This window comes from Flavobacterium sp. KACC 22763, assembly GCF_028736155.1.
GTDB lineage: Bacteria > Bacteroidota > Bacteroidia > Flavobacteriales > Flavobacteriaceae > Flavobacterium.
Genome location: NZ_CP117879.1, coordinates 3041164 through 3066183, shown reverse-complemented (window position 1 = coordinate 3066183; position 25020 = coordinate 3041164). Strand labels below are relative to the sequence as shown.

General features: G+C 33.3%; 29 protein-coding genes. 8 read left to right on the top strand and 21 right to left on the bottom strand.

All coding sequences use genetic code 11. The features are described 5' to 3' along the window. Window positions 1–23: 23 nt before the first annotated feature. Genes PQ463_RS12340 through PQ463_RS12310 form a run of 7 tightly spaced genes read left to right on the top strand, consistent with a single transcriptional unit; the run spans window position 24 to window position 4150 of the window. Window positions 24–644 carry a hypothetical protein gene (locus PQ463_RS12340; RefSeq protein WP_274253973.1) on the top strand — a complete coding sequence of 207 codons (621 nt, stop codon included), beginning with the start codon at window positions 24–26 and terminating at the stop codon, window positions 642–644. Window positions 645–663: 19 nt separating this feature from the next. Next, window positions 664–2001, top strand: a complete 1338-nt coding sequence (locus PQ463_RS12335; protein WP_111426588.1) for a 2TM domain-containing protein — start codon at window positions 664–666, stop codon at window positions 1999–2001. Next, the gene (locus tag PQ463_RS12330) at window positions 2001–2324 is read left to right on the top strand and encodes a 2TM domain-containing protein (protein WP_274253972.1); all 324 of its coding nucleotides are present in this window, start codon (window positions 2001–2003) and stop codon (window positions 2322–2324) included. Before PQ463_RS12335 ends, PQ463_RS12330 begins: the two co-directional genes overlap by 1 nt. Beyond that, on the top strand, window positions 2305–2634 hold the full coding sequence (locus PQ463_RS12325) for a 2TM domain-containing protein (RefSeq protein ID WP_274253971.1): 330 nt from the start codon (window positions 2305–2307) through the stop codon (window positions 2632–2634). The genes PQ463_RS12330 and PQ463_RS12325 overlap by 20 nt, the downstream gene beginning before the upstream one ends. After that, window positions 2625–2942, top strand: a complete 318-nt coding sequence (locus PQ463_RS12320; RefSeq protein ID WP_443135183.1) for a 2TM domain-containing protein — start codon at window positions 2625–2627, stop codon at window positions 2940–2942. Before PQ463_RS12325 ends, PQ463_RS12320 begins: the two co-directional genes overlap by 10 nt. 13 nt (window positions 2943–2955) lie before the next feature. Then, window positions 2956–3342: a 2TM domain-containing protein gene (locus PQ463_RS12315; protein ID WP_274253969.1), complete on the top strand. Its 387-nt coding sequence runs from the start codon at window positions 2956–2958 to the stop codon at window positions 3340–3342. A gap of 40 nt (window positions 3343–3382) precedes the next feature. Continuing rightward, entirely contained in the window at window positions 3383–4150 is a 768-nt protein-coding gene (locus tag PQ463_RS12310; protein WP_274253968.1) for a LytR/AlgR family response regulator transcription factor, read from the top strand. A 119-nt stretch (window positions 4151–4269) separates the two neighbouring features. Here the strand turns inward: PQ463_RS12310 and PQ463_RS12305 are convergent, their stop codons facing one another. Together PQ463_RS12305 and PQ463_RS12300 are read right to left on the bottom strand one after the other, a co-directional pair. Beyond that, entirely contained in the window at window positions 4270–5295 is a 1026-nt protein-coding gene (locus tag PQ463_RS12305) for a COX15/CtaA family protein (RefSeq protein ID WP_274253967.1), read from the bottom strand. A gap of 15 nt (window positions 5296–5310) precedes the next feature. Then, the gene (locus PQ463_RS12300) at window positions 5311–6744 is read right to left on the bottom strand and encodes a CCA tRNA nucleotidyltransferase (protein WP_274253966.1); all 1434 of its coding nucleotides are present in this window, start codon (window positions 6742–6744) and stop codon (window positions 5311–5313) included. A 468-nt stretch (window positions 6745–7212) separates the two neighbouring features. Here PQ463_RS12300 and yaaA point away from each other — a divergent pair, with 468 nt between their 5' ends. Further along, a complete protein-coding gene (yaaA, locus tag PQ463_RS12295) occupies window positions 7213–7971 on the top strand; it encodes a peroxide stress protein YaaA (RefSeq protein WP_274253965.1) in 759 nt (252 codons plus the stop codon). 181 nt (window positions 7972–8152) lie between these two features. Here the strand turns inward: yaaA and PQ463_RS12290 are convergent, their stop codons facing one another. From PQ463_RS12290 to PQ463_RS12200, 19 genes are all read right to left on the bottom strand, one after another. Next, window positions 8153–9739: an MDR family MFS transporter gene (locus PQ463_RS12290; protein WP_111426580.1), complete on the bottom strand. Its 1587-nt coding sequence runs from the start codon at window positions 9737–9739 to the stop codon at window positions 8153–8155. A gap of 5 nt (window positions 9740–9744) precedes the next feature. After that, window positions 9745–10824: an HlyD family secretion protein gene (locus PQ463_RS12285; protein ID WP_111378278.1), complete on the bottom strand. Its 1080-nt coding sequence runs from the start codon at window positions 10822–10824 to the stop codon at window positions 9745–9747. A gap of 12 nt (window positions 10825–10836) precedes the next feature. Beyond that, window positions 10837–12156 (bottom strand): TolC family protein, encoded by a 1320-nt coding sequence (locus PQ463_RS12280; RefSeq protein WP_274253964.1) that lies wholly within the window; start codon window positions 12154–12156, stop codon window positions 10837–10839. Beyond that, entirely contained in the window at window positions 12146–12775 is a 630-nt protein-coding gene (locus tag PQ463_RS12275) for a TetR/AcrR family transcriptional regulator (protein WP_066033843.1), read from the bottom strand. Before PQ463_RS12275 ends, PQ463_RS12280 begins: the two co-directional genes overlap by 11 nt. A 174-nt stretch (window positions 12776–12949) precedes the next feature. Then, window positions 12950–13267, bottom strand: coding sequence for a type II toxin-antitoxin system RelE/ParE family toxin (locus tag PQ463_RS12270; RefSeq protein WP_274253963.1), 318 nt, complete (start codon window positions 13265–13267; stop codon window positions 12950–12952). Next, window positions 13258–13500, bottom strand: a complete 243-nt coding sequence (locus PQ463_RS12265; RefSeq protein WP_274253962.1) for a hypothetical protein — start codon at window positions 13498–13500, stop codon at window positions 13258–13260. Before PQ463_RS12265 ends, PQ463_RS12270 begins: the two co-directional genes overlap by 10 nt. Before the next feature lie 124 nt (window positions 13501–13624). Continuing rightward, on the bottom strand, window positions 13625–14386 hold the full coding sequence (gene trpA, locus PQ463_RS12260) for a tryptophan synthase subunit alpha (protein ID WP_274253961.1): 762 nt from the start codon (window positions 14384–14386) through the stop codon (window positions 13625–13627). Window positions 14387–14487: 101 nt separating this feature from the next. Beyond that, on the bottom strand, window positions 14488–15225 hold the full coding sequence (locus tag PQ463_RS12255) for a carbon-nitrogen hydrolase family protein (protein WP_274253959.1): 738 nt from the start codon (window positions 15223–15225) through the stop codon (window positions 14488–14490). 4 nt (window positions 15226–15229) lie between these two features. Next, window positions 15230–15550, bottom strand: a complete 321-nt coding sequence (locus tag PQ463_RS12250; protein WP_274253958.1) for a gamma-glutamylcyclotransferase family protein — start codon at window positions 15548–15550, stop codon at window positions 15230–15232. 56 nt (window positions 15551–15606) lie between these two features. Next, the gene (gene trpB, locus PQ463_RS12245) at window positions 15607–16788 is read right to left on the bottom strand and encodes a tryptophan synthase subunit beta (RefSeq protein ID WP_091133505.1); all 1182 of its coding nucleotides are present in this window, start codon (window positions 16786–16788) and stop codon (window positions 15607–15609) included. Between the two features lie 11 nt (window positions 16789–16799). Beyond that, window positions 16800–17432 (bottom strand): phosphoribosylanthranilate isomerase, encoded by a 633-nt coding sequence (locus PQ463_RS12240; protein ID WP_274253957.1) that lies wholly within the window; start codon window positions 17430–17432, stop codon window positions 16800–16802. A gap of 162 nt (window positions 17433–17594) precedes the next feature. Next, window positions 17595–18374 carry an indole-3-glycerol phosphate synthase TrpC gene (trpC, locus tag PQ463_RS12235; protein WP_274253956.1) on the bottom strand — a complete coding sequence of 260 codons (780 nt, stop codon included), beginning with the start codon at window positions 18372–18374 and terminating at the stop codon, window positions 17595–17597. 86 nt (window positions 18375–18460) lie between these two features. Beyond that, on the bottom strand, window positions 18461–19453 hold the full coding sequence (gene trpD / locus PQ463_RS12230; protein ID WP_274253955.1) for an anthranilate phosphoribosyltransferase: 993 nt from the start codon (window positions 19451–19453) through the stop codon (window positions 18461–18463). Between the two features lie 75 nt (window positions 19454–19528). Next, window positions 19529–19936 (bottom strand): GNAT family N-acetyltransferase, encoded by a 408-nt coding sequence (locus PQ463_RS12225; RefSeq protein ID WP_274253954.1) that lies wholly within the window; start codon window positions 19934–19936, stop codon window positions 19529–19531. Between the two features lie 107 nt (window positions 19937–20043). Then, window positions 20044–20610 (bottom strand): anthranilate synthase component II, encoded by a 567-nt coding sequence (locus PQ463_RS12220; protein ID WP_274253953.1) that lies wholly within the window; start codon window positions 20608–20610, stop codon window positions 20044–20046. An 85-nt stretch (window positions 20611–20695) separates the two neighbouring features. Beyond that, the gene (locus tag PQ463_RS12215; protein ID WP_274253952.1) at window positions 20696–21139 is read right to left on the bottom strand and encodes a hypothetical protein; all 444 of its coding nucleotides are present in this window, start codon (window positions 21137–21139) and stop codon (window positions 20696–20698) included. 107 nt (window positions 21140–21246) lie between these two features. After that, window positions 21247–22647 (bottom strand): anthranilate synthase component I family protein, encoded by a 1401-nt coding sequence (locus PQ463_RS12210; RefSeq protein WP_274253951.1) that lies wholly within the window; start codon window positions 22645–22647, stop codon window positions 21247–21249. A gap of 299 nt (window positions 22648–22946) precedes the next feature. Next, entirely contained in the window at window positions 22947–24227 is a 1281-nt protein-coding gene (locus PQ463_RS12205; RefSeq protein ID WP_274253950.1) for a beta-helix domain-containing protein, read from the bottom strand. A gap of 205 nt (window positions 24228–24432) precedes the next feature. After that, window positions 24433–24999 carry a YceI family protein gene (locus tag PQ463_RS12200; RefSeq protein ID WP_274253949.1) on the bottom strand — a complete coding sequence of 189 codons (567 nt, stop codon included), beginning with the start codon at window positions 24997–24999 and terminating at the stop codon, window positions 24433–24435. Window positions 25000–25020 lie beyond the last annotated feature (21 nt).

Genomic DNA, 25020 nt, shown 5'->3' with positions numbered 1-25020 from the left:
CAAACCATTAAATAACTTATAAAATGAAAAAAATCATCACTTTAATTGCACTATTTGTAGTAGTAATAAGTTCAGCTCAAACACAATTTGAACAAGGAATGAACAAAGCATTCGGACTTTGGAAAGAAGGAAAAAATACTGAAGCTTCTGCATTGTTTGAAAGAATCGCCGCGGCAGAAAAAAACAGTTATTTGCCAAATTATTACGTAGCTTTAATTAATGCAACAGCTGTATTTACAGAAAAAGACAAAACAAAAATCGATTTGTTATTGACAAAAGCGCAAGACGCATTGGACATTGAATTGATTAAAGACCAAGCCAATTCTGAATTGTATGTAATGCAGGCTTTAATTTATACAGGATATGTTGTGGCAGATCCAATGACAAACGGAATGAAATATTCTGCTAAAGTGATGGAAGCTTACGCAAAAGCTAAAGCATTAGATCCAAATAATCCGAGAGCAGTTTTTGGTGAAGCAGATTATCAAATAGGAGGAGCAAAATGGACAGGAGTAGATACAAAACCTTTATGCGCGCAAGTTGATAAATCTATTGAACTTTTTAATACTTTTAAACCAGCAACACCTTATTCTCCAAAATGGGGATTGGATAGAGCTTTAGAAATTCAGAAAACTTGTAAATAATTCAGTAGTATAAAATATGATGATATTAAAACCTAATTTGTTAAAAGCATGCTTAGTTGGAGGAATAGTATTTTTGTTCTCTTTTCTAATTCGGTTTGCTTCTTTAGGAACAGCAGTCTTTAACAAGAATCTTTACATTTATTTCTTGTACTGCATGCTTTACAGTGTGGTTTTGTATATCGTAAACGTTGTTCTTTTTGATTTTTTAGATAGAGTCTTTAGAGAAAATCCATATTCAGTAAAGAGAATTTTAATTGGTTTTGCAAGTTCTTTTTTAGTATCGATGATTGTTATTGGAGTGTTGCGTTTGTTTACAAGTGTAATAATCGAGAATAAGACAATTATTGGTTTTTTAGCAAATGAAAAGGCTGAAAATTACATAGAATCTGCAGTAATGACTTTTATTGTTTTATTGTTTTTTCATGGACTTAATTTTTATAAACTCTATCAGGAAAACAAAGTAACACAGCAGAAAATTATTGCAGGAACAGCAAATGCCAAATTTGAAAGTTTAAAAAACCAGATCGACCCGCATTTTCTTTTCAACAGCTTAAATGTTCTTAGTTCTTTAATAGAAGAAAATCCAGATAATGCGCAGCGTTTTACTACTTCGTTATCTAAAATTTATCGATATGTTTTAGAACAGAAAGACAAAGAATTGGTTTCGGTTGAAGACGAGTTGTCGTTTGCAAAAACCTATATGAATTTGCTGAAAATGCGTTTTGAAAATAGTTTGTTTTACGAATTGCCAACAGAAAATATCAATCCAGAGGCCAAAGTGGTGCCGCTTTCTTTACAGCTTTTACTGGAGAATACTGTAAAACACAATGTGGTGAGCGAACAAAAACCGCTTCATATTAGAATTTTTATTGATAAAGATTATCTGGCCATTCAGAATGATCTTCAGAAAAAAGAAGTTTTGCAGGATAGGCAAGGTGTCGGACTGCAGAATATTGTAAACAGATACGGAATTATAACGGATAGAAAAGTGAAGATTGAGGAAGATGGAAAGAATTTCACAGTTAGAATTCCAATTTTAACAAAACAAATTGCCGTTATGGAAATGAGTGCAGAATATACCGATGAAGCAAAAGCTTATTATAGAGCTAAAAAAAGAGTAGAAGAATTGAAAGGATTTTACGGAAATATCATTTCGTATTGCTGTGTGATTCCGTTTTTGATCTTTATTAATTTAAAATTTTCGCCAGGATTTCAATGGTTTTGGTTTTCGGCTTTAGGCTGGGGATTTGGAGTTGCCATGCATGCTTTTAAAGTTTTTGGATACAGCTCAGATTGGGAAGAAAGAAAAATTCGCGAAATTTTAGAGAAAGACAACAAGCAAAAAACGTGGAAGTAATGGAAAAAGATTTCACAGAAACAGTTCGTTATTATGATGCTCAGAAAAAAGTAAAAGAGATAAGAGGATTTTACGAGCATTTGACTGTCTACGCTTTATGCAACCCGATTGTGATTGTTGTAAATTATATGACTTCTCCAGAATATCTATGGTGGATATGGTCTGTGATGGGCTGGGGAATAGCAATTGTTTTACACGGATTGAAAGTTTTTAGTCTACCGCCTTTCTTTAATAAGAAATGGGAAGAGAAAAAAATAAGAGAAATTCTAGAAAAAGAAAATCAGCAACGTTTAGAAAATAGTCATGGAAACAGATTTGAATAACGAGCAAGAAGAAACCATTTTGAAAGATTTGGCAACCAAAAAAGTGATTCAGTTAAAATATTTTTATAAGCATTTGTTTGTTTATGCCATTGCAATGATCCTTTTTCTTTTAAAAGAATATACCAATTTGCCACTGCAATTTTTTCCAATTAGATATTTAAATTGGGTCGTTGTAATTATTTGGTCGGCTGTTGTAGTTGGCTCTGCAATAGATTTGTTTGCTTCTTACAAGATTTTTGGGCAAGAATGGGAAGAACGAAAATTAAGAAGCATTTTAGAAAAGAAATATAAAAAACAAAAATGGGAATAGTTATGGAAAGGAATTTAAGCGACGAAGAAAAATATATCCAAGCCAAAAAGAAGGTTGAAAACATTAAAGGGTTTTACGGAAATCTTCTAGCATATATATTAGTAAATGCAATTTTGATTTTTATCAATTTATATACATCACCAAGCTATTTATGGTTTTTCTGGCCATTGCTGTGGTGGGGAGTTGGAGTTGTTTTTCACGGATTAAAAGTCTTTGAGGTTTTTCCAGGAATGGGTAAGGAATGGGAAGAAAGAAAAATCAAAGAGTTTATGGAGAAGGAAAAACAGAATAAAAACAAGTGGAAATAATCAAAATATAGTTATGGGACGTTTTAGAAGAGAAATGTACGAAGATTATGCAAGACATCATTTTGGAGAGTATACAGACGATCCAAATTACAATGCAGCTTATAGAAGAGTAAAAAGACTTAAAAGATTTTACTCGCATTTGAAAATTTTCATTATTGTAAATATTATCATCATTGTATCGAGTTTGACTCGAGACAAATCTGCAGGTCTACTGGTAATGGATTTAAGTGGCTTAACAGAATGGCATACTTATTCTACTGCATTTTTTTGGGGAATTGGTTTATTAGCTCACGCATTATCTGTTTTTGGTGCCGATTGGATTTTTGGGCCAGATTGGGAGAAAAGAAAAATCCAAAAATACATGGAAAGAGATGCAGCAAATAAAAATAAATGGGAGTAACTTTGAATTCATATTTTTTTCAAATTTCACATTATAGTAAATGATCACATTAATTATAGAAGACGAAAAACCTGCTGCAAGACTGTTGCAGAGAAAACTTGAAAAGTTAGAAGTAACTGTAGAAACCATGCTTCACTCTGTTGAAGAATCGGTTCATTGGTTTGAAAATAATCCGCATCCTGATTTGATTTTTTTGGATATCCAATTATCGGATGGTTTATCGTTTGAAATCTTTGAAAAAATAGACATTAAAAGTGCTATTATTTTTACTACTGCCTACGATGAATATGCTTTAAAAGCTTTCAAATTAAACAGTATAGATTATCTTCTAAAACCGATTGACGAAGATGATCTTGAAACAGCGGTTTCAAAATTCAAATCACGTCTTCCAAAAGCTGCAGCAGAATCTTCAAATATGCAATTAGATTTTGAACAGATTCGCCAAATGCTGTCAAACCCTTTTGAAAAAACGTATAAAAAGAGATTTACAGTTAAAATTGGTCAGCATTTAAAAGTTATTACTACAGAAGAAATCGAATGTTTTTTCAGTGAAAATAAAGGAACTTATATTCATACGTACGACAATCGTGATTATCTGATAGATTCGACTTTGGAAATCTTAGAACAAGAACTGGACAAAAAGGATTTCTTTCGCGTAAGCAGAAAATTTATTGTTCCGTTAAAAGCAATCAAGGAAATTCAAGTTTATACCAATTCACGTTTAAAAGTTATTCTACCAAGTTATAAAGATGATGAGGTAATTGTAAGCCGAGAGAAGGTACAGGATTTTAAAGCTTGGTTGGGATAAAAAACATTAATTAAAGCAAGAAATTTAGCAGATTTTAATTCATTTGATTAAAGTCGATATCATAAAAAAAGAGCCTTAAAATTTTTTAAGGCTCTTTTATGTTTTTAATATTTCTTGTTTTATTTGCTCAAACGGTGCAATGTATACGTCATAGCACTTAAAAGGAAAAATGCCATAATTTGGTGAATTAATCCTAAAGCCAAAGGAACACTGTATAATAAAGTGAAAACGCCAAGCAAGAACTGAATGAAAACAAAAACAACTAAAGTTTTGATTCCGTTTGCCTGCGTGTGAGTAAGCGTATATTTTTTGCTTTTAAAGAAAAGGAAAAGAATAATGGCCACAACAACGTAAGCAAAAGTTCTGTGTACAAACTGAACCCCACTTTTTCCTTCGATTAAATTTTTGACTAAAGAAGACTGCTCAATAAAAACCGATTCGTGAATAAATTCTCCGTCGCTCATTAAAGGCCAATGATTGTGAATTAATCCAGCATTTAGTCCAGCCACAAATCCGCCGTAAATAATCTGGATAAGAAGAGCTGCCAAAGCATAACGAGCAATATTTCTAAGAGGTAAAATCTTGTTGATATTTCTTTCAGGATAAATCAAATCTAATGCTACCCAAAGTGTATAAGCGAAAGTGATAAACGCAAAAGTCAAGTGAAGTGAAAGTCTAAAATGACTTACATCTGGATTGTCAATTAATCCGCTTCTTACCATGAACCAACCTAAGAATCCTTGGAAAGCTCCCATTGCCAAAAGAACAATACATTTTTTAATAGTTGGAGTATCTAATTTCTTTTTGGCTAAAAAGTAAACAAACGGCACAAAGAAAACCAAACCAATAATACGCCCGATGAAACGGTGAAACCATTCCCAGAAATAAATGAATTTATAATCGGCTAATTGAAAATCGTTATGAATATTGATTTTCTGATATTCTGGAAATTTCTTGTATTCGTCAAAAGCGGCTTGCCATTTGGCTTCTGTTAGAGGTGGAAATGTGTCAGTTACCAAATGCCAGTCGGTCATAGATAAACCTGAATTGGTCAAACGCGTAATTCCGCCCACGACAACCATTAAAAACAATAAAACACAACCCGATAGTAACCAAATGATTACTGATTTATTCTCTTTTTTCATTTTATTAAATAATACTTATTTCTCAACTTTTTTTAAGCCTAATTTTTCAGCTCTCTTAATTACAAAATCATAAGCGGCCTGATATTCATTCGGTATAACGCCTTCCAAAATTGCTTCTTTTACCGCTTCTTTTAAAATTCCGATTTCGCGAGAAGGCTTCAAATCAAATATTTCCATAATTTCTTCGCCAGAAATTGGCGGTTGAAAATTACGAACATGATCGCGTTCTTCGACTTCCACAATTTTCTTGCGGACAAGCTCGAAGTTTTTATGATATTTTTTGAATTTTGATGGATTTTTGGTTGTGATATCTGCCTCGCATAAAGTCATTAAGTTTTCTACATCTTCGCCAGCATCAAAAACTAAACGGCGAACTGCGCTATCGGTTACAATATCCTGCGCCAAAACAATCGGACGTGAACTCATGATAACCATTTTTTGAACGAATTTCATTTTGTGGTTTAATGGCATGTGCAAACGTTCGAAGATTTTCTTAGCCATTTTTCCGCCCAGAAACTCATGTCCGTGAAATGTCCATCCTTGTTTTTTAGTGAAACGTTTTGTTGGTGCTTTTCCAATATCATGCAATAATGCCGACCATCGCAACCAAACATCATCTGTATTTGGACAAATATTATCAACGACTTCTAGCGTATGGTAAAAATTATTTTTATGTGTATGACCTTCAATTTCTTCTACCTGATTCAACGCTGTTAATTCTGGTAAGATTAAATCTAAAAGCCCAGTTTTGTATAAAAGTAAAAATCCAGTTGAAGGTTTATCGGTCATGAGAATTTTGTTTAACTCATCAACGATTCTTTCGCCAGAAATAATTTTAATACGTTCAGCATTTTTTGTGATAGCGTTTAGTGAATTTTCTTCGATTTCAAAATTCAATTGAGTGGCAAAACGAATGGCGCGCAACATTCGCAAAGGATCATCAGAATAGGTAATGTCTGGATCCAAAGGCGTTTTGATTGTTTTATTTTCTAAATCGGTTAATCCGTCAAACGGATCTAGAAGATCTCCGAAATTAGTTGAATTTAATGATAAAGCCAATGCATTGATGGTAAAATCACGACGATTTTGATCGTCTTGCAAAGTTCCGTTTTCTACAATCGGATTTCGACTGTCTCGGTTATAAGATTCTTTTCGCGCGCCAACAAATTCGATATCTGTATCTTCAAAACGAAGCATTGCTGTTCCATACGTTTTAAAAACCTGAACTTTTGGTTTATTCGGAAGTAAATCTGAAACTTTAAGAGCCAATTCGATGCCGCTTCCAACAGCCACTACATCAATGTCTTTTTTAGAACCTCGGTTTAAAAGCAAATCACGAACAAATCCTCCTATCACATAAGAGTCAACATTTAATTCCTGAGAAGCTTTCGAAATGATATCGAAGATTTTGTTTTGTAAAGCAGTTTTATAGTTTGTTTGTATCGCCACGAATTCACTAATTATTGAGTAAAAATGCAATTTCAAATTTCTAAGAAATGAAATGCATGCAAATTTACAACATAGAAAATGCCTATTATAATCTAGAGCTCACTTTTTTGAACAATTTCACATTTTGTTGCATTGATTTTTATGAATTGAGAAAGGGCTGCCACGAATTTCACGAATTTTCACGAATTTATTTTTTCTGCCACAGATTAAAAGGATTAAAAAAGATTTTTAATTAGTGAAAATTTGTGCAATTCGTGGCAGAAAAAAAATAGTAATAGATTAAGAAAATCTGTGTAAATCATTTTAATCTGTGGCAAAAAAATATAACAATTTGCGCAAAAGAATAATTTGTAGAAATTCGTGCAATTCGTGGCAGAAAAAAATCTATACCCCCATAAAACAAATCAATTGCTATAATCTGTTTTTAGAAATTCAATTTGTATTTTTGAAACATAGAAAAAAACACACATGAAAATTGTTATATCTCCTGCGAAATCACTGAATTTCGAAAAAGAATTACCAACATCTCAATATACTGAACCTTCATTTTTAAAAGAAGCAAGAGTGGTTCATAAAGTAGTAAAAACAAAAAAGCCAGCTGAATTGTCAGAATTAATGTCTATTTCAGACAAACTAGCCGATTTAAACTGGAAACGTAATCAGGATTGGAAAACGCCTTTCACGCCCGAAAATGCGCGACCAGCGGTTTATACTTTTGATGGCGATGTGTATACAGGTTTAGACGCTTATACAATTCCCTTAGAAAAATTAGATGTTTTGCAAGATAAACTTAGAATTTTATCGGGTCTTTACGGTCTTTTAAAACCACTTGATTTAATGCAAGCGTATCGTTTGGAAATGGGAACTAAAATGCCTGTTGGTGAATATAAAAATTTGCACGAATTCTGGAAACCTGTTGTGACTAAAGCTTTAAACAAAGAATTGAAAAAAGATGAATTATTCGTGAATTTAGCGAGTAATGAATATTTCTCTGCTGTTGATGTAAAAGCATTAAAAGTTCCTGTTATCACACCAGATTTTAAAGATTACAAAGACGGAAAACTAAAAATGATCAGTTTCTTTGCCAAAAAGGCGAGAGGGATGATGGTGCGTTATATTATTGATACCAACGCAGAAACTATCGATGACTTAAAAGGTTTTAATTACGAAGGATATCAGTTTGATGCCAATCTTTCTAAAGGGAATCACTTGGTTTTTACAAGATAGATTTTTTTAAAGATGCTAAGGTTCTGAGATACTAAGATTCTAAGTTTTTTAACGCAGAGAGCGCAAAAAAACGCAAAGTTTATAAACTGAAAACTGCCACTGAGAACTGTGACTATAAAAAATAAACGCCGAATTCTAAATGATGAATTCGGCGTTTCTGCGTATTATAAATCTATTATTATTAATGCATTGCGTCGGCTGCACTAATTTTGTTCTTCCCTTTTTTGATAAAGAGAATAATCGGTATGCAACATAAAAACATGATTCCTAGATAAAGGAAGATATCCATATAAGCCATTACAGTGCTTTGCTTCATTACAGAATATTCTATAGCTTGATAAGCTTTTTTCAAAGCAACATCTGCGCTATATCCTTTTGCCATAAAGGCGTGCTGCATTCCTGCAATTCGCTGCTGCACATCAAATTTGGCAGGATCTAGGTTGTTAATTAAATCTACTCTGTGCGACTGGCTGAAACGTGTGATAAAAGTAGTGATAATTGCAATACCAAAAGACCCGCCTAACTGACGCATCATTCCGGTAAATGCAGCTCCTTCACCAATTTGTTTTCCTTTTAAAGTTGAAAGAGAAAGTGTTGTAATAGGAACGAAAAGTAATCCTAAACCAATTCCTCTCAAAATTAATGGCCAATACATGTGTTCAACTCCCGTGTCAGGCGTCATACGGCTGTACATCATAAAGGTAAAGAAGAAAAAAATTAAAAATCCTACTCCAACCATATAGCCTTGAGGCACACCTTTCTGAATCATATTTCCCACAAATGGCATCATAATAGCCGTTGTAATAGATCCTGGAATCAACAATAAACCTGCATCAGTTGCCGTCCATCCTAAAATTGACTGCGTATAAATTGGGATGATTAAAGTAGAACCATATAATCCGAAACCAAGAATAAAACACATAATGGTTCCAATTCTTAAGTTTCCGTCTTTTAGAACGCTTAGGTTTACAATTGGATATTCATAGGTAAGCTCTCTCCAAATAAAAAGAACCAAACCAAGAACAGTAACAACACTCAAGGTTACAATCGTAGAGTCATTAAACCAGTCGTCTTGCTGTCCGTGTTCTAATACGAATTGTAAAGAACCGATAAAGGCAGTCAACAATATAATTCCCCACCAGTCAACCTGATTGGCTTTTAATTTTTCCCCATATTTCGGACTTCTAACAAAAGTTAAAGCCAAAATAGTAGCAATAATTCCCAACGGAATATTGATATAGAAAATATAAGGCCAAGAATAGTTATCTACTAAGTATCCTCCCAAAGGCGGACCAAGAGTTGGACCAACAATTACACCCATTCCGTAAATAGCCTGCGCCATTCCACGTTTTGCTACTGGATAACTTTCTGTAATAATCGTTTGGGCTGTTACTAGTAATGCTCCACCACCCATACCTTGTACGAAACGGAAAGCTACAAGTTCCCAAATATTTGTGGCATTACCACACAAAAAAGAACAGACCGTAAATATTATAATGGAAGCCACAAAATAATTACGTCTTCCAAATTGCTGCGATAGCCAGCTCGTCATCGGAATTACAATAACATTCGCAATTGCGTATGCTGTAATTACCCATGCCACATCGGTCAAGGTTGCACCAAGACTCCCGCGCATGTCTGTCAGCGCTACGTTAACAATCGTCGTATCAACAATTTCCAGCAGTGCGCAAAGTACTGCTGTAATCGTAATGATAACACGTCTGAAACCGTATTCTACTAAATCGTCGTCTTGTACTGCTGTAGCCATTTATCTTATTTCAAATGTACATCTACGTCAACGTTCATACCTGGTCTTAAAAGTTTCACTTTTTCAGGATCGTTAGATTCGTCTATGGTAATTTTTACTGGTAATCTCTGAATTGTTTTTACGAAGTTTCCTGTTGCATTATCAGGAGGCAATAATGAAAAACGAGATCCTGTTGCAGGAGAGAAAGAAGATACAGTTCCTTTAAACTCATAGTTTGGATATGCATCTACTTTTAAGCTTACTTTTTGACCCACAACCATTTTGTTCAATTGTGTTTCTTTAAAGTTAGCTACAACCCAAGCTTCATTATTGTTGATGATGTAAAATAAAGATTGTCCTGGCTGAACCAATTGTCCTGGCTGAATATCAACTTTAGAAACCTGACCGTCAATTGCAGCTGTAACTACTGTATAAGAAAGGTTTAAGTGCGCAACATCAAGCATTGTTTTTGCTTTTTTGATGTTTGCAGCAGCAACTTCTGTCTGTTTATCAGAAACTTTAGATTTTGATTGAATAACCGATTTTTGGTATGAAGTAGCTTTTTGCTGTTGTTCTAAAACGCGTACTTGGTTTTCAGCTTCTTCTTTTGCAGTTAAAGCTTGCTCGTATTGCTGTTTTGTAATCGTGTGCGTTTTGTACAAGTTATTGTAACGGTTATAATCATTTGTAAGCTGTCTCAATCTAATTCTAGCACTTTCGATAGAACCGCTTGCAGATCTCATTTGAGCATCAGAAACAGAGATGCTTGCGTAAGCACTTCCAATATCTGCTTTTGCAGCTTCAAATTGCCCTTCAGCTCCCAATAATGCAGCGTTAGCTTCATCAATTTTTAATTGATAATCTCTCTTGTCGATAGTAAATAAAGTATCTCCTTTTTTTACATAATCATTATCTTTCACATAAACTTTGCTGATATATCCTGAAACCCTAGGAATAATCGGATTCATTCTTTTTTCGATCTGAGCATCATCAGTTTCTTCGTGAGCTTGGCCGTGTAGGTATTTAGATATTCCGTAAGTTCCGCCTCCTAAAATCAGAACTGCAAGTATGATGATGAATTTTTTATTTGTTTTTTTCTTTTCCATGAGAGCTATCGATTATATTTTAGAAAGATTGAATGATTGTGATAATTGTCCTGATACTGAAAGTAATTCGTAATATTTTTGAATAATGGTTGCTTTAGATAAAGCAGTTTGAATTTTGGCATTTAAATGCTCTACATCTGCTTCTACCAAATCATTAGTGTCAGATAAACCATTGTCAAATTTATCTTTTACTAATCTATAGTTTTCGGCTGCTTGTTGTAATGCTTCTTCATAAACCACACTTTGATTAATTGCAAGGTCATAATCTTCAATAGATTTTTGAACCTCTACTTTAATGCGGTCTGTCATAATTGCTTCGGTATTTTTTACTTCCAAAGCTTTGCTTTCTGCTTCTTTTACGTGAACATTATTTTTTAGAATTCCTGATAAATCATAAGATAATCCGATTCCAAAGTTCATTGCGTATTTTACAGTTACAATGTCTTTTAGGTCAAATGCAGTATAGCCGCCTAAAAGTGAAATTGAAGGGTAATATCCAGCTTTTGCAATTTTTACATTAGCTTCTGAAGCTTTGCTTTGCAATCTTATTGCTTCTAAATCTTTTCTGCTTTCAAGTGCAACAGCATCAGATGTTATAGAATTGCTTGTCTTAAGATTAAAGAAATCTTCTTCATTTACCTGAATTTTTACATTTGGATCTAATTTCAGTAAAGTAGTCAGATAAAAGTTGATGTTATTGATGTTATTATTAGCTTCATCAATAGATAATTGTGTTTTTGAAACTAATAATTGCGCTTTCAACAAATCATTTCTCGGGATAATTCCGTTTTTCTCCAACTCTGTAAAATCAGTAACACGCTGTTTTGCGCTTTTTTGATTTTCGTTTAAGACATCTAAAGTTTTTTGAGCCTTGTACAATGCTGTATAATAAGTGATTGCTTTTAAAGCAACATCTTCTTTAGTTTTTGCAGCATTAGCCGTTTCTGCTTCGTACATTCCTTCATAGGCATCAATGCTATTTTGAATTTTAAATCCAGCAAAAATAGGAAGACTTAAGTTTGCCATTCCAAGCATTGCTCTGTCTGGAGAAGCTAATGAAGCACTTTCACCTTGATTAGGCATATCAATCGATGCTTTAGTAAGACGCTGATATTGACCAGAAACTTTAAGATCTGGGTATTGATTGTTTTTTACGGTTTTTAATTCGTATTTTTTTGTGTTTACCTTAGTATTGGCAAGCGTAACTTCGTTACTCTTTTCCCAAGCCATTTGTACGGCCTCACCCAAGGTTAAACTTGTTTTCTCTTGTGCTTCCATTGAAGATATTCCGATGAAGAAAACTCCAAAGAGCATTAATTGACTAATTTTCATAAACAAGTAGCGCTTTTATAGTTTGTTGAATGTGCTTTGTAAGATCGTTTTTAATGTAATTGTTAAACATTTCTTCTGTTTTTAAATCAAATATTTCTTCGAAGAAAGAGCGATTCATGTGAAAGTGAAAAAAGGTTCCGATAATCGTAGGCGTAATGAGTTGGATGTTAACATCTTTTCTAAAAACTCCTTGGGCTTGACCTTGTTTGATAATGCTTTCTACCGATTTTAAATTTCCTTTTTTAAGTTCAGTAAAAGCTTGAAGGCTTTTTTCTCTCTTTTTGTTATAAAGTTCAAAATGTAAAACCCTGTAAATCCCTTTGTTAAGGCAAATTCTGTTGATGTAAATTTCGATTAATTTATTGACTTTTTCAAGAGGTTCTATGTCTTCTTGCAATAAATTTTCGAGTTGTAGTTTTAAATCAACAGTTTTGTGAAAAATCAGAGCTTCAAGTAGCCTTTCTTTTGAACCAAAATAATAAGAGACCATAGCAATGTTAATTTTGGCCTCTTTGGAGATATCCCGTATCGATGTACCCTCAAATCCTTTCTCAGAAAAAAGTCTTTCTGCAACATTAAGAATCTGAATTTTTTTATCGTTCAATTCGATGTGTGACATGGTATTGTTTCTAATCGGATGCAAAATTAAACACTTGTTTAATTTAAACGCTTGTTTAATTTTATTTTAACATAATATTAACATAAGACGTTTTCGATAATTTATGTTAATTTGTTCTTTAATTAGTTAAAATAAAAAAGCTGAAACACTTTAGTATTTCAGCTCTTAAGGAGTTTATTTGTCTAATTTTATTTTGATCGGATTTTGTCTGGTGTCAAATACGTTGGTAACATACACAACATTTCTGTATTCATCAATCCAGTAAATAATTTTATAATTTTTAAAAACTAAATATCTAAAATTCTGAATTCTTTCTGATAAAAGTTCTTCTTTCTGGCCACCATAAGCATTATGTTCAAGTGAAAGAGAAGAATCTACTAAACCATCTATCAATGCTTTTGCAACTTTTATTCCAGCTTTATATTTATAATATTCAAAAATATCTGTTAGTTTATCCTCGGCAAATTGAGTCCAGTAAACAGTTAATCCCATTTTTGAATTCTTGATTTTAAATCTTTAGCTGAAGTAATTCGACCTTGAGCAACATCATTTATAGATTGATCAATTTCATTATTAAATTGATCTAAACTCATCGGTTTCATTTCCAAATCCAATAATTGCACTTTTTGTTCATGAAGCAAATTTTCGAGCTGATTTACTATTTCTTCATTTTGCAATCTAAGAAATTCTTGTACAAATGATATTTTGCGAGCTTCTAAATCCATAATATTTGATTTTATTCAAAGGTATAAAATATTTGAAGAGGTTATGTTTACAGATTCTTAAAATTAAAAACGGTATTTAAAAATTGTTTTTAAACGCGATCTATGAATAATTCATATAAATAATTTATCGAATCTCCTTAACAAACTCAGCAATTTTCCCACTTCCGCTTTCGCTTAAATGTTTGATAAAAGCACTTCCAATAATAGCACCTTTAGCATATTTTGTAGCTTGATTAAAAGTTTCTTTATTTGAAATTCCGAAACCTACAATTTGAGGATTTTTCAAATTCAGATTAGAGATTCTTTCAAAATAGCTTTCTTGAACATCACCAAAACCAGATTGTGATCCTGTAACGCTTGCAGAACTTACCATGTAGATAAATCCGTTTGAAACGCTATCAATAAAACGAATTCTTTCGTCTGAAGTTTGTGGCGTAATCAAGAAAACATTGATCAAACCATATTTTTCAAAAATCGCTTTGTATTCATCAGCATAAACATCAACCGGAAGGTCAGGAATAATTAAACCGTCAATTCCGATTTCGGCACATTTCTGGCAAAAAGCTTCAACTCCGTATTGTAACATCGGATTAAAATATCCCATAATAATCAACGGAATTTTTACGCTTTCGCGAATGTTTTTCAGCTGATCAAAAAGAATTTGGGTTGTCATTCCGTTATGAAGCGCTTGTGTAGAACTCGCCTGAATTGTCGGTCCGTCTGCCAAAGGATCACTGAAAGGAAGTCCGATTTCGATTAAATCAACTCCGTTTTTTTCTAAATCCTGAATAATCTGCACGGTATCATTTAAGTTGGGATATCCCGCAGAAAAATAGATCGAAAGGATCTTTTTATCTTCTTGTAATTTTTGAGTTATTCTGTTCATTTTTAGTATGTTTTTCTCCTGCAAGGTTTTCAAAACCTTGTAGGTTTCTTATTTTATGTAATTTAATTATACCTACAAGGTTTTGAAAACCTTGCAGGAACTTAAAGTGTTATGATTTTACTTATCCAATTATCATTTTGTTTTTCAACCAACAATAATCCAGAGTCAGAATCATTCATTTGTGCAATTAATTCGCCTTTATTATTCCAAAAAGCGCTTTGTCCAGCCGAAGGTGAACCCCAAGATTCACCACTGAAATTAGACATCAGAACATTCATTTGATGTTTTTCAGCATAATTTTGTAAATCTCTGTATGCATTTGGAATTCCGTTTGGCGAAAAGAAAATGCTCGCAATATAAATGTCTGCGTTATTTTTTGCTGCATTTTCAGGATGTTTCGGATTATCAATATCAGCACAAATCGCAAATGCAATATTTTGATCTTCAATCGTAACCATTGGATTATTATCAAAAGAAGATTGGAAAAATTCATCTTCGCCTTCATGCAGAAACTGTTTCGTATAAATAGAAACCGAATCGTTGGGAGCAATTATAAATTCGCCAATAAACAACTGATCTTCAATTAAAATTGGAGCGCCAGTAATAATGACAATATTATTGTCGGTTGCCAAATCTTTCAGATGGTCTATTCTATAATCATCTTCGGCAAAAGCCATTTCCAAAGCATTTTCTCTTTCATATCCAGTAATTGACATTTCAGGAAAAGCGATCAATTGAGCTCCATTTTGTGCCGCCAATTCAATAAGCCGATAATGGTCTAATAAATTTGAAGCAATATTTCCACGTTTTGGTTTTGTCTGTGCGGCCGCTAAAATCATTTTGTTATTTATTTTCGGTATAAACCCAAGCTACTGTTCCTGATTGCAGTTTAACCTGAACTCTTCGGTACGAATTAGATTCAAATAAATCTACTTTTGCTAAATCTGCACTGGTAACATTAAAGACAACACCATGTATATTTTCTTCCGCGTTTTCACTTGCAATTGCAACCACATAATCTGCCATTCCAAATTCTTCTTCGATCTGTAAACTTTTTAGTTTATAACCCAAGAGCTGATCTGGAGTTCCAACTAATACTTTTTTAAAAATCTGCATTTGAACTTGTTTCGATCTTAATGTTCCGTATGAGAATAACTTTTCCATAATTATATTTTTCTCGTTAATAGTTGCGATTAGAGATGTGCAAATTAATACTTTTATTACAATTTAAAGTAATCAATGTAATTATCTAAATCTTTATCGCCACGTCCAGAAAGACTTATTACAACAATGTCGCTTGGTTTGAATTTTTTTTGATCTAAAACCGCAAACGCGTGTGCGCTTTCTATTGCTGGAATAATTCCTTCTAATTTTGTAAGCTGTAAACCAGCATTCATAGCATCGTCATCGGTAACAGAGAAAAATTCGCCGCGCCCTGTTTGTGCCAAATGTGCATGTAATGGACCAACTCCAGGATAATCTAATCCAGCTGAAATAGAATACGGTTCTGTAATTTGTCCATCAGGAGTTTGCATTAAAAGCGTTTTACAGCCATGTATAACACCAACTTTACCTAGTTTGCTTGTTGCCGCACTATGACCGCTATCAACTCCTTTTCCAGCTGCTTCAACGGCAATAATTCCAACTTCTGGCTCATGCAAAAAGTGATAGTATGTTCCAGCAGCATTACTTCCTCCACCGATACAAGCCACAACGTAATCAGGATTTTCGCGTCCTTCTTTTTCTTTCAACTGCCATTTGATTTCTTCTGAAATGATACTCTGAAAACGCGTCACCATATCAGGATAAGGATGCGGTCCAATTGCAGACCCAATAATATAATGTGTATCTACAGGATTATTGATCCAATCGCGGATTGCCTCGTTAGTTGCATCTTTTAAAGTTCTTGAACCTGAAAGTGCCGGACGAACTTCTGCGCCTAACATTTTCATACGCGCTACGTTTGGTGCCTGACGTGCAATGTCAATTTCGCCCATATAAACGATGCATTCAATTCCCATTAAAGCGCAAACTGTTGCAGTTGCAACACCGTGTTGACCAGCTCCAGTTTCGGCAATAATTCTTTTTTTGCCCAAACGTTTTGCAAGTAAGATTTGTCCAATGGTGTTGTTTACTTTGTGTGCTCCCGTATGGTTTAAGTCTTCTCTTTTTAGATAAACTTTGGTATTGTATTTTTCAGACAAGCGTTTTGCAAAATACAACGGACTAGGGCGTCCCACATAATCTTTAAGCAATTGGTTGAACTCTGCTTTAAAGTCAGGTTCGTCCATAATACTTAAGTATTTTTGGCGTAATTCTTCTACGTTTGGATATAACATTTCCGGAATATAAGCTCCTCCAAATTCTCCGTAATATCCTTTTTCGTTAACGTTAAAACTCATTTTTTTAAATTTTAAAAGTTGGCAACATCAAATTTGCGTTTGAAGTTGCTTAATAGATTTTTATTTTTTAGCCCTGGTTCAATTTCAAATTTACTATTTACATCGACAGCGTAGATTGGTAAATTGGTTTTTGAAATTTCTTCAATAGCTTTTAATTCCTTCATTCCGATGCCACCGCTCAAAAAGAAAGGTTTTTTGGAATTGTATTTTTTTAATATGGTCCAATCGAAAGTTGTTCCGTTTCCTCCTGGAAGTTTTCCTTTGGTGTCAAACAAAAAATAATCGCTGACCGCTTCAAAAGGCTTAATTATTTCAAAATCAAAATTTTCATCTGCAGAAAATACTTTTATGATTTCAATTTTCTTTGGCAATTGATTTTTTAATTTCGTTAAAAATTCAACCGATTCATTTCCGTGTAATTGAACGGCTTGTAAATTGTATTTTGTGACTTTTTCTAGAATTTCTTCCTGACTCTGATCGACAAAAACGCCCATTTTTTTGATTGTCTTTATCAATTCGGGAACATTCCCGTTGCAATATCTAGCGGACTTTTCCCAGAAAATAAATCCCATATAGTCAGGCAAAAGCGCGCCTACTTCGAGAATATTTTCAGGATATTTCATACCGCATATTTTGAGTTTCATTTCGTTGTGTTTTTTTAGCGCAAAGCGCGCTAAGTTTTTTTCTATTGTATTGTGTTATGAATGCGAAAAAGTTCGCAAAGTTTTGTGTTTTTTTGCCACGAATTGCGCGAATTTCCACTAATTAAATTCGTGTTAATTGGTGTAATTCGTGGCAAACCAAAATTATATTCTACTAATAAATTCCGTTGCTGCTTGTCCCGCATTATCGGTTTTCATGAAGTTTTCTCCAATTAAGAAACCTTTGTAGCCGTATGGTTTTAGTTCTTGGATGGCTTCAATTGATGAAATGCCGCTTTCGGATACTTTTACAAAATCATTTGGAATTTGAGATGCTAATTCTTTGCTAAAATCTAAACTTACTTCAAATGTTTTTAAGTTTCTGTTATTCACACCAATCATGTCTAAAGTCGGCATAATTGATTTTTCTAATTCTTCTTGATTGTGAACTTCTAACAAAACCTCTAAACCTAAGCTTTTGGCAAATTCAGATAAAGATTTAATTTCGTCACGAGTTAAAACCGCAGCGATTAATAAAATCAAATCGGCTCCATGTGCTTTTGCTTCTAAGATCTGATATTCGTCTACAATAAATTCTTTTCGCAAAAGTGGAATATTTACTGATGCTCTTGCTAAAAGTAAATCATCTAGTGATCCACCGAAATATTTTCCATCAGTTAAAACTGAGATTCCGCAAGCTCCAGCATTTTCGTAACCTTTTACTACTTCTTCAACCGTAAAATTATTGTTGATGATTGATTTTGAAGGAGAACGGCGTTTGTGTTCTGCGATAATTCCAGAATTACTTTCTTTTAATTTCTGACTAAGAGAAATAGTCTGTTTTCCAAAAAATACAGAAGCTTCCAATTGAGAAACTGGAATAATTGATTTCTTTAGAACAACTTCTCTTTTTTTATCTATTATTATTTTATCTAAAATGTTCATTGTTGTGTTGTTTCACGTTTCATGTTTCATGTTTCAAGATGTAGAACGTTCAAAATAACTTGAAACCTGAAACTTGAAACAAAATTTTATTTACTTAATTCTTGTAATTTTTTTAAGGCTTGATGTCCTTTTCCAGACAATAAACTTTCTTTTGCTAATTCAAATCCTTCTTTTGGAGAGCATTTTGTAACGGTTGAAATTGCCATTGAGGCATTGGCACAAACTACATTATTCTGTGCTTCGTTTCCTTTTCCTGAAATAATATTGGTAAAGATTTCAGCTGATTCTTCGATGGTTTTTCCGCCTTCGATTTCAGTTTGAGATAAAAGGTGAACGCCAAAATCTTCTGGATTCAACATTCCTTCCATGTGGTTAGAAATTGTTTTTGTCGGGCCAGTTAATGAAATTTCGTCATATCCGTCAAGCGAATGTAAGATGGTAAAATTCACATCGGTGTTTTGATATAAATACGCATACATTCTTGCCAACTCTAAATTGAAAACCCCAACCAATTGATTTTGTGGGAATGATGGATTTACCATTGGGCCTAACATATTGAAGAATGTTTTTACCGCCAGTTCTTTTCTAATTGGTCCAACATTTTTCATTGCTGGGTGAAATAGGGGAGCGTGCAAGACACAGATTCCAGCCTGATCTATACATTTTTCTAAAAACGAAGGATCGTTACTGAATTTAATTCCCATTTTTTCCATTACGTTGCTTGATCCAGAAATAGATGAAACTCCGTAATTTCCGTGTTTTGCCACTTTTATTCCTGCTCCAGCAGAAACAAAAGAAGCTAAAGTTGAAATGTTGAAAGTGTCTTTTCCGTCACCGCCCGTTCCACACAAATCGATTGTATTATAGGCTGATAAATCGACACGAATACATAAATCTAACAAAGCTTCACGAAAGCCCGAAAGTTCATCAATTGTTATGCTTCGCATCATAAAAACAGTCAAAAATGCCGAAATCTGACTTGGATTATACTGACCGCTTGATATATTAATCAATACCTGTTTTGCTTCTTCTTTAGAAAGCACTTCGTGGTTGATTAATTTATTTAATATTGTTTTCATTTTTTTTAAAGTTGCTAAGGTTCTAAGATGCTGAGATTCTAAGTTTTTTACTGTGACTGAGACTGAATACTTTTATTAATGTTCATTCCCTTGATAAATCCACATGGGTTCTGTTTTTCCAGCTCTTTCGAAACCATTTTTTTTATAAAAATCAACCGATTTCCCATCTGCCGTTAACATTTGCATGTGAAAGTTGCTGTATTTTTCTTGCATTTTATCCAAAATCAATTTTCCAATTCCTTTTCCTTGATATTCAGGAAGTACTAGTAAATGCGGATAATAAACTGTTAAGAATCCATCAGAAATTGCATTCCCAAGTCCAACAAGTTTTTTGCCTTCCCAAGCCGTTACTAATGTTTCTGAATTTAATAATCCGTTGTACAATTCGTTTGGTTTACTAGCTGAACTCCATCCATTTGCTTTGTACAAAACTAAAATATCATCAATGTTGATATCTCTTGTTTCTAAAATTGTTATTTCCATTTTTTATGGCTTCAAGTTGCTAAGGTTCTGAGATATTATGTTTTTTGTTTCAAGTTTAATGTTTCAGGTTTTCTGCGACTGAACACTAAAACTCTGAAAACTGATCACTAACTCTTAATCCAATTCTCTAAAATCCTTTTCCCATTTGGTGTCAAAACGCTTTCTGGATGAAACTGAACACCTCTTACATCATAATTTTTGTGACGTAAAGACATGATTTGTCCGTTTTCGTCTACCGAAGTGGCTTCTAAATCTTCTGGCAAATTACTGTCTACAACCCAAGAATGGTATCTTCCAACTTCGAATTCATTTCCTAAACCTTCAAATAAAATTTCGTCGTCTACTAAAGTCTTTACATTTGTTGCAACGCCGTGATACACTTTGTCAAGGTTAGAAAGCGTTCCGCCAAAAACTTCTCCAATTGCCTGCTGTCCTAAACAAACTCCAAGAATACTTTTTGTTGGACTGTATTTTTCGATTACTGCTTTTAGCAAACCTGCTTCATCTGGAATTCCAGGTCCTGGAGAAAGTAATATTTTCTCGAAACCAGCAATTTCTTCAATATCAAATTCGTCATTTCTGTAAACAGTAACTTCGCAATCTAAATCTTCTAAATAGTGCACTAAATTGTAAGTGAAACTATCGTAATTGTCTATAACTAAAATCTTTTTCATTTTTTTTAAGGTTCTAAGTTGCTAAGGTTCTGAGTTACTAAGTTTTTTTGCTGAAAACTGTGACTGAGACTGGCAACTAAATTTTTTATTTCTCTCGAACGTATTTTTCTACGATAACACGATCTACGCCTAATTTTTCTACTTTTTCTATTCCCTTTTGAATTAAGGTGTCGTTTTGAACTTTCACCACAAATTCAAATTTGTTGTCTTCCCAATCACGGTTGTTGAAAAACTCTAAATGTTCTGTGTAAACACTGTCTTTTAAAGTATATTTTCCGCCTCCGCCAAAGAATAATGCTGCTGTTGAATCTTTTCCGTGCTTTAAATCATGATTAAAAAAAGCAAAATGTGTATCGTTAATAATTTTAATCATTTTTGTTTTTGAATTGAAAGTTGAAAAAGTTGAATCTTTCTCAGTGGTTTCAGCTGATATAAGACGCCAGGTTCCTTCAATCGGGTTTTGTTTTTTTTCTGAATTGCAAGAACTAAGGGTAATGATTAAAACTAAAATTGATACTGCTTTTTTCATAGTTTGTGGTTTTTATAGTTTGTTTTTTAATTGTTTAAAATTTCAGGTTTCAGGTTTTAAGTTTCACGTTCCAATAACTTGAAACCTGAAACTAAAAAAACTTGAAACTAAATGTTTTCTGCCATTTCCAAGGCTGTATTCAATGCTCTTAATTTATTGTAAACTTCTTGCATTTCGCTTTCTTCATCAGAACTTGCTACGATTCCAGCTCCTGCTTGACAGTGCAATTGATGGTTTTTAGAAAGAAACGTTCGAATCATAATCGCGTGATTAAAGTTTCCGTCAAAGTCCATAACCCCGATTGCGCCTCCGTAGAAATTACGGTTTGTTTTTTCACATTCTTCAATTAACTGCATGGCTCTGTGTTTTGGAGCACCGCTTAAAGTTCCTGCAGGAAAAGTATCCGCCACGACTTGCATAGTTGTCGCTTTATCGTGTAAATGTCCTGTAACTTTAGAAACTAGGTGAATTACATGCGAGAAAAACTGAACTTCTCTGTATTTTTCTACATTTACATCATGTCCGTTTCGGCTTAAATCATTTCTTGCCAAATCGACTAGCATAACGTGTTCGCTATTTTCTTTTTTATCTTCAGAAAGTTCTTTTGCTAAAAGTGCATCACGCTCATCGTTTCCAGTTCTCTTGAAAGTTCCGGCAATTGGATGAATTTCAGCTTTTCTATTTTTTACGATAATTTGTGCTTCTGGAGAAGAACCAAATATTTTGAAATCGCCATAATCAAAAAAGAATAAATATGGAGAAGGGTTGATGCTTCTTAAAGCTCTGTATACGTTAAATTCGTCTCCTTTAAAACCTTGAGTAAATCGACGAGAAAGAACTAATTGAAAAACATCTCCGCGGTAGCAGTGTTTTTTAGCTAAAGCTACATTTGCTTTAAATTCTTCGTCTGTTAAGTTAGAGAAACCTTCCCCTTCTTTAGAGAATTTATAAGAAGCAATATTTCTTGATTGTAACAATTGCTCGATTTCTGCAATATTATTTTTGTTATCTACGCTATGGCAGAAAATGTATGCTTCATTTTTGAAGTGATTGATTGCAATAATATTTTGATAAACAGCATAAAAAACATCGGGAATTGAAGTGGCATTGTCTTTTTTTGCAATTGAAACTTTCTCAAAATAGCGAACTGCATCGTAAGAGATATATCCGAATAAACCGTTATTAATGAATTTAAAATCGTTTTTCTCTGATTGAAACTGACTTGAAAATTCCTGAATTACCTGAGGAATATTAGTAGAACCATCAATAGCGATTCTTTCTGAAGTTCCATCAGGAAAAGTTTTAGAGATAACTTCATTTTCGATTTTTATAGTAGCAATCGGATTGCAGCAGATGTAAGAGAAACTATTGTCATTTCCGTGATAATCACTACTTTCCAATAATAAACTGTTTGGGAATTTATCTCTTATTTTGAAATAAATGCTTACTGGCGTAACCGTATCTGCCAGAATTTGTTTGTAATGTGTATTAAGAATAAAAGGTTTCAAAATATATAGTTTTTATGTGTTGTTAATTTATATTTCGGTTTTGATCAAAAAAAAGGGCTTGTCGTGATGACAAGCCCTTTATATTTTTATATTTCTTACAATACCATAGGAAGCTTCGTTCACGACGTCTGACGTAAATTGCTCCACCACCAAGTATTGTTTAAAATTGTTCTCATTTCTTTATTTTGATGTGACAAAGATATAAATGTAATTTTAATTAGAGTATATAAAATTTGAAAAAAAACTTTTCGAATTTGTAAAATTTGTTAAATTTTGATTCCGAATGCTTCTATAACTCCTTAGTTTCCACTTGCTATCGTATTGTTTACGTTTAATCTAAAATCTGGATTCCCTTTGATATTTGGTATTGCAAATAACTCATTAAGTTTCATTTTTGTATATTCTATGCCATAAGCTGGGTTTCCATAATAGCTTTTTATACCTGGAATATTGCTTCCAGATTCGCTTTCAATTTCACCTTGGCAATTATTTGCCACAACGTTTTTAAGAGTAATTTTTGATAGATTGGCTTCACCGTTTCCGATATTTCCTTCCAATAAAATAAAAGGAGCAAACCCAGAAACGACACTATTAGTTAAATTGAAAAAGGTATTTTCTTTAATGTAAGCAGATTCTCTAACCAAACCTTGATTGTTTTCTTCTAAGTTAACCAATGTGATGTTGCTTGCATTTATTTTGGTCATTTTTTTGGTCATATCTGTTGTGCCAACTTTTTCATAAGAATCTACCTCAAAACATCTTGAACCTGAAATATCTGAAGAAAACGGATGACGAATTGCAATACTGTTAGAGATATTAATTTGAGCACCTTGCGTAAAATCAAAATCATCATCAGTTGTTCTATACGAAACTAAATTGTTCAGATTCAAATCTCCACCATAACATTCAAAAGAATCATCATTTGAATAACTGATTTGAACGTGGCTAACCGTTGTTTTTCTTCCAACACCAGCAAGAGAAAGACCGTTTAATTCTTTCGATGCACTTAATTTTCTACCAGCATATTCGATTCTCACATATTTCATGATTCCTGAATTATCTTCTGGATCTTGGCCTCCATAATGATTTAAAGTCGGATCTAAATCAAAAGGTAAAGTGTGAATTCCTCCTAGAGAGTTTATAGGAGCTTTTCCTAAAATAATAATTCCGCCCCAGTCGCCAGGTTTTCTGTTATTTATTTCATTTTCAGATGTAAAAACAATTGGATCAGTTTCTAGTCCTTCAGCTACAATTTTTGATCCGTTTGTAATTACAAGAGTTCCACAGGTTTTATCATCACCTCTTATAACCGTTCCTGGCTCGATCGTTAGAGTTGCATTATTGGTAACATACACAACACCAACTAAATGATAAATATTACGTTTTACTAATCGAGTGTCTTTGTCAATTGTTCCTGCAATTATATTAGTAGCTTCACCGTAGTCATTTGCAGCAGGCTTAAAGTTTGTCCAGTTAGTCATCCAGTTTGAAGAACCAATGATTCCTTTTGGCTGTTGCTGAGCCTGTGCAAAAAAGCTGATAATGAAGGTTATGCATGCAATATGTAATTTTGTTTTCATAACTATGATTTTAATTTCTAGTTTTTGATTTTTTTAATTGTCCCAAAAATAGAAGCCGTATGTTAATCAAAGTCCTGATACTTATTACGAAAGAGTTACTATATTATTAAGAACGTTAAGTTTTTGAAAAGTTTAAAAAAAATAAACCCCAACAGTAAAAACTGCTGGGGTTTATTGTATTTCTGAACTAGTAAGGCTTGAAATATTAGAATTTTAAAGCTACAGCCAATTCAAATTCGTCGTTGATAGTTTTATCTCCTAAACCTTCGAAGAAACTACCTGAACCGTATTTAATATCGTATTTAGTTCTGTCAACTTTGAAAGCAGTTGTAGCAGTGTTTCCTTTTACAGTAATATCAAAAGTTACTGGTTTAGTGATTCCTTTAATAGTTAAATCTGCAGTTACAGTGTAAACGTCAGTAGATTTAGCTCCGATAGTTTTGAAAACTAATTTTGAAGTAGGGAATTTTTCAGTTCCAAAGAAATCGTCAGCTTTTAAGTGACCGTTTAATTTACCTTGGTATTCTCCAGTTAAATCTGTAGAAGTTAATGAAGTCATGTCAACTGTAAAGTTACCACCAGCTAATTTTTTTCCTTTGAAAATAACAGCTCCTTCTTTGAAGTTTACAGTTCCTGAGTGCTCTCCAGTTACTTTTTTACCTACCCATTTAATAGTAGAAGCTTTTACGTCGATTTTTTTAGTTTGAGCGTTTACTGAGATTCCAGCTGCTGCTACGAATAATGCTATTGCAATAGTTTTTAAATTTTTCATGTTTTTAAAATTAAATTTGAA

What these genes read in the sequence shown, in the direction of transcription:
- PQ463_RS12340 (WP_274253973.1), top strand. Translation starts at nt 24, where the DNA reads ATGAAAAAAATCATCACTTTAATTGCACTATTTGTAGTAGTAATAAGT.
- PQ463_RS12335 (WP_111426588.1), top strand. Translation starts at nt 664, where the DNA reads ATGATATTAAAACCTAATTTGTTAAAAGCATGCTTAGTTGGAGGAATA.
- PQ463_RS12330 (WP_274253972.1), top strand. Translation starts at nt 2,001, where the DNA reads ATGGAAAAAGATTTCACAGAAACAGTTCGTTATTATGATGCTCAGAAA.
- PQ463_RS12325 (WP_274253971.1), top strand. Translation starts at nt 2,305, where the DNA reads ATGGAAACAGATTTGAATAACGAGCAAGAAGAAACCATTTTGAAAGAT.
- PQ463_RS12320 (WP_443135183.1), top strand. Translation starts at nt 2,625, where the DNA reads ATGGGAATAGTTATGGAAAGGAATTTAAGCGACGAAGAAAAATATATC.
- PQ463_RS12315 (WP_274253969.1), top strand. Translation starts at nt 2,956, where the DNA reads ATGGGACGTTTTAGAAGAGAAATGTACGAAGATTATGCAAGACATCAT.
- PQ463_RS12310 (WP_274253968.1), top strand. Translation starts at nt 3,383, where the DNA reads ATGATCACATTAATTATAGAAGACGAAAAACCTGCTGCAAGACTGTTG.
- PQ463_RS12305 (WP_274253967.1), bottom strand. Translation starts at nt 5,295, where the DNA reads ATGAAAAAAGAGAATAAATCAGTAATCATTTGGTTACTATCGGGTTGT.
- yaaA (WP_274253965.1), top strand. Translation starts at nt 7,213, where the DNA reads ATGAAAATTGTTATATCTCCTGCGAAATCACTGAATTTCGAAAAAGAA.
- PQ463_RS12290 (WP_111426580.1), bottom strand. Translation starts at nt 9,739, where the DNA reads ATGGCTACAGCAGTACAAGACGACGATTTAGTAGAATACGGTTTCAGA.
- PQ463_RS12285 (WP_111378278.1), bottom strand. Translation starts at nt 10,824, where the DNA reads ATGGAAAAGAAAAAAACAAATAAAAAATTCATCATCATACTTGCAGTT.
- PQ463_RS12280 (WP_274253964.1), bottom strand. Translation starts at nt 12,156, where the DNA reads ATGAAAATTAGTCAATTAATGCTCTTTGGAGTTTTCTTCATCGGAATA.
- PQ463_RS12275 (WP_066033843.1), bottom strand. Translation starts at nt 12,775, where the DNA reads ATGTCACACATCGAATTGAACGATAAAAAAATTCAGATTCTTAATGTT.
- PQ463_RS12270 (WP_274253963.1), bottom strand. Translation starts at nt 13,267, where the DNA reads ATGGGATTAACTGTTTACTGGACTCAATTTGCCGAGGATAAACTAACA.
- PQ463_RS12265 (WP_274253962.1), bottom strand. Translation starts at nt 13,500, where the DNA reads ATGGATTTAGAAGCTCGCAAAATATCATTTGTACAAGAATTTCTTAGA.
- trpA (WP_274253961.1), bottom strand. Translation starts at nt 14,386, where the DNA reads ATGAACAGAATAACTCAAAAATTACAAGAAGATAAAAAGATCCTTTCG.
- PQ463_RS12255 (WP_274253959.1), bottom strand. Translation starts at nt 15,225, where the DNA reads ATGATTTTAGCGGCCGCACAGACAAAACCAAAACGTGGAAATATTGCT.
- PQ463_RS12250 (WP_274253958.1), bottom strand. Translation starts at nt 15,550, where the DNA reads ATGGAAAAGTTATTCTCATACGGAACATTAAGATCGAAACAAGTTCAA.
- trpB (WP_091133505.1), bottom strand. Translation starts at nt 16,788, where the DNA reads ATGAGTTTTAACGTTAACGAAAAAGGATATTACGGAGAATTTGGAGGA.
- PQ463_RS12240 (WP_274253957.1), bottom strand. Translation starts at nt 17,432, where the DNA reads ATGAAACTCAAAATATGCGGTATGAAATATCCTGAAAATATTCTCGAA.
- trpC (WP_274253956.1), bottom strand. Translation starts at nt 18,374, where the DNA reads ATGAACATTTTAGATAAAATAATAATAGATAAAAAAAGAGAAGTTGTT.
- trpD (WP_274253955.1), bottom strand. Translation starts at nt 19,453, where the DNA reads ATGAAAACAATATTAAATAAATTAATCAACCACGAAGTGCTTTCTAAA.
- PQ463_RS12225 (WP_274253954.1), bottom strand. Translation starts at nt 19,936, where the DNA reads ATGGAAATAACAATTTTAGAAACAAGAGATATCAACATTGATGATATT.
- PQ463_RS12220 (WP_274253953.1), bottom strand. Translation starts at nt 20,610, where the DNA reads ATGAAAAAGATTTTAGTTATAGACAATTACGATAGTTTCACTTACAAT.
- PQ463_RS12215 (WP_274253952.1), bottom strand. Translation starts at nt 21,139, where the DNA reads ATGAAAAAAGCAGTATCAATTTTAGTTTTAATCATTACCCTTAGTTCT.
- PQ463_RS12205 (WP_274253950.1), bottom strand. Translation starts at nt 24,227, where the DNA reads ATGAAAACAAAATTACATATTGCATGCATAACCTTCATTATCAGCTTT.
- PQ463_RS12200 (WP_274253949.1), bottom strand. Translation starts at nt 24,999, where the DNA reads ATGAAAAATTTAAAAACTATTGCAATAGCATTATTCGTAGCAGCAGCT.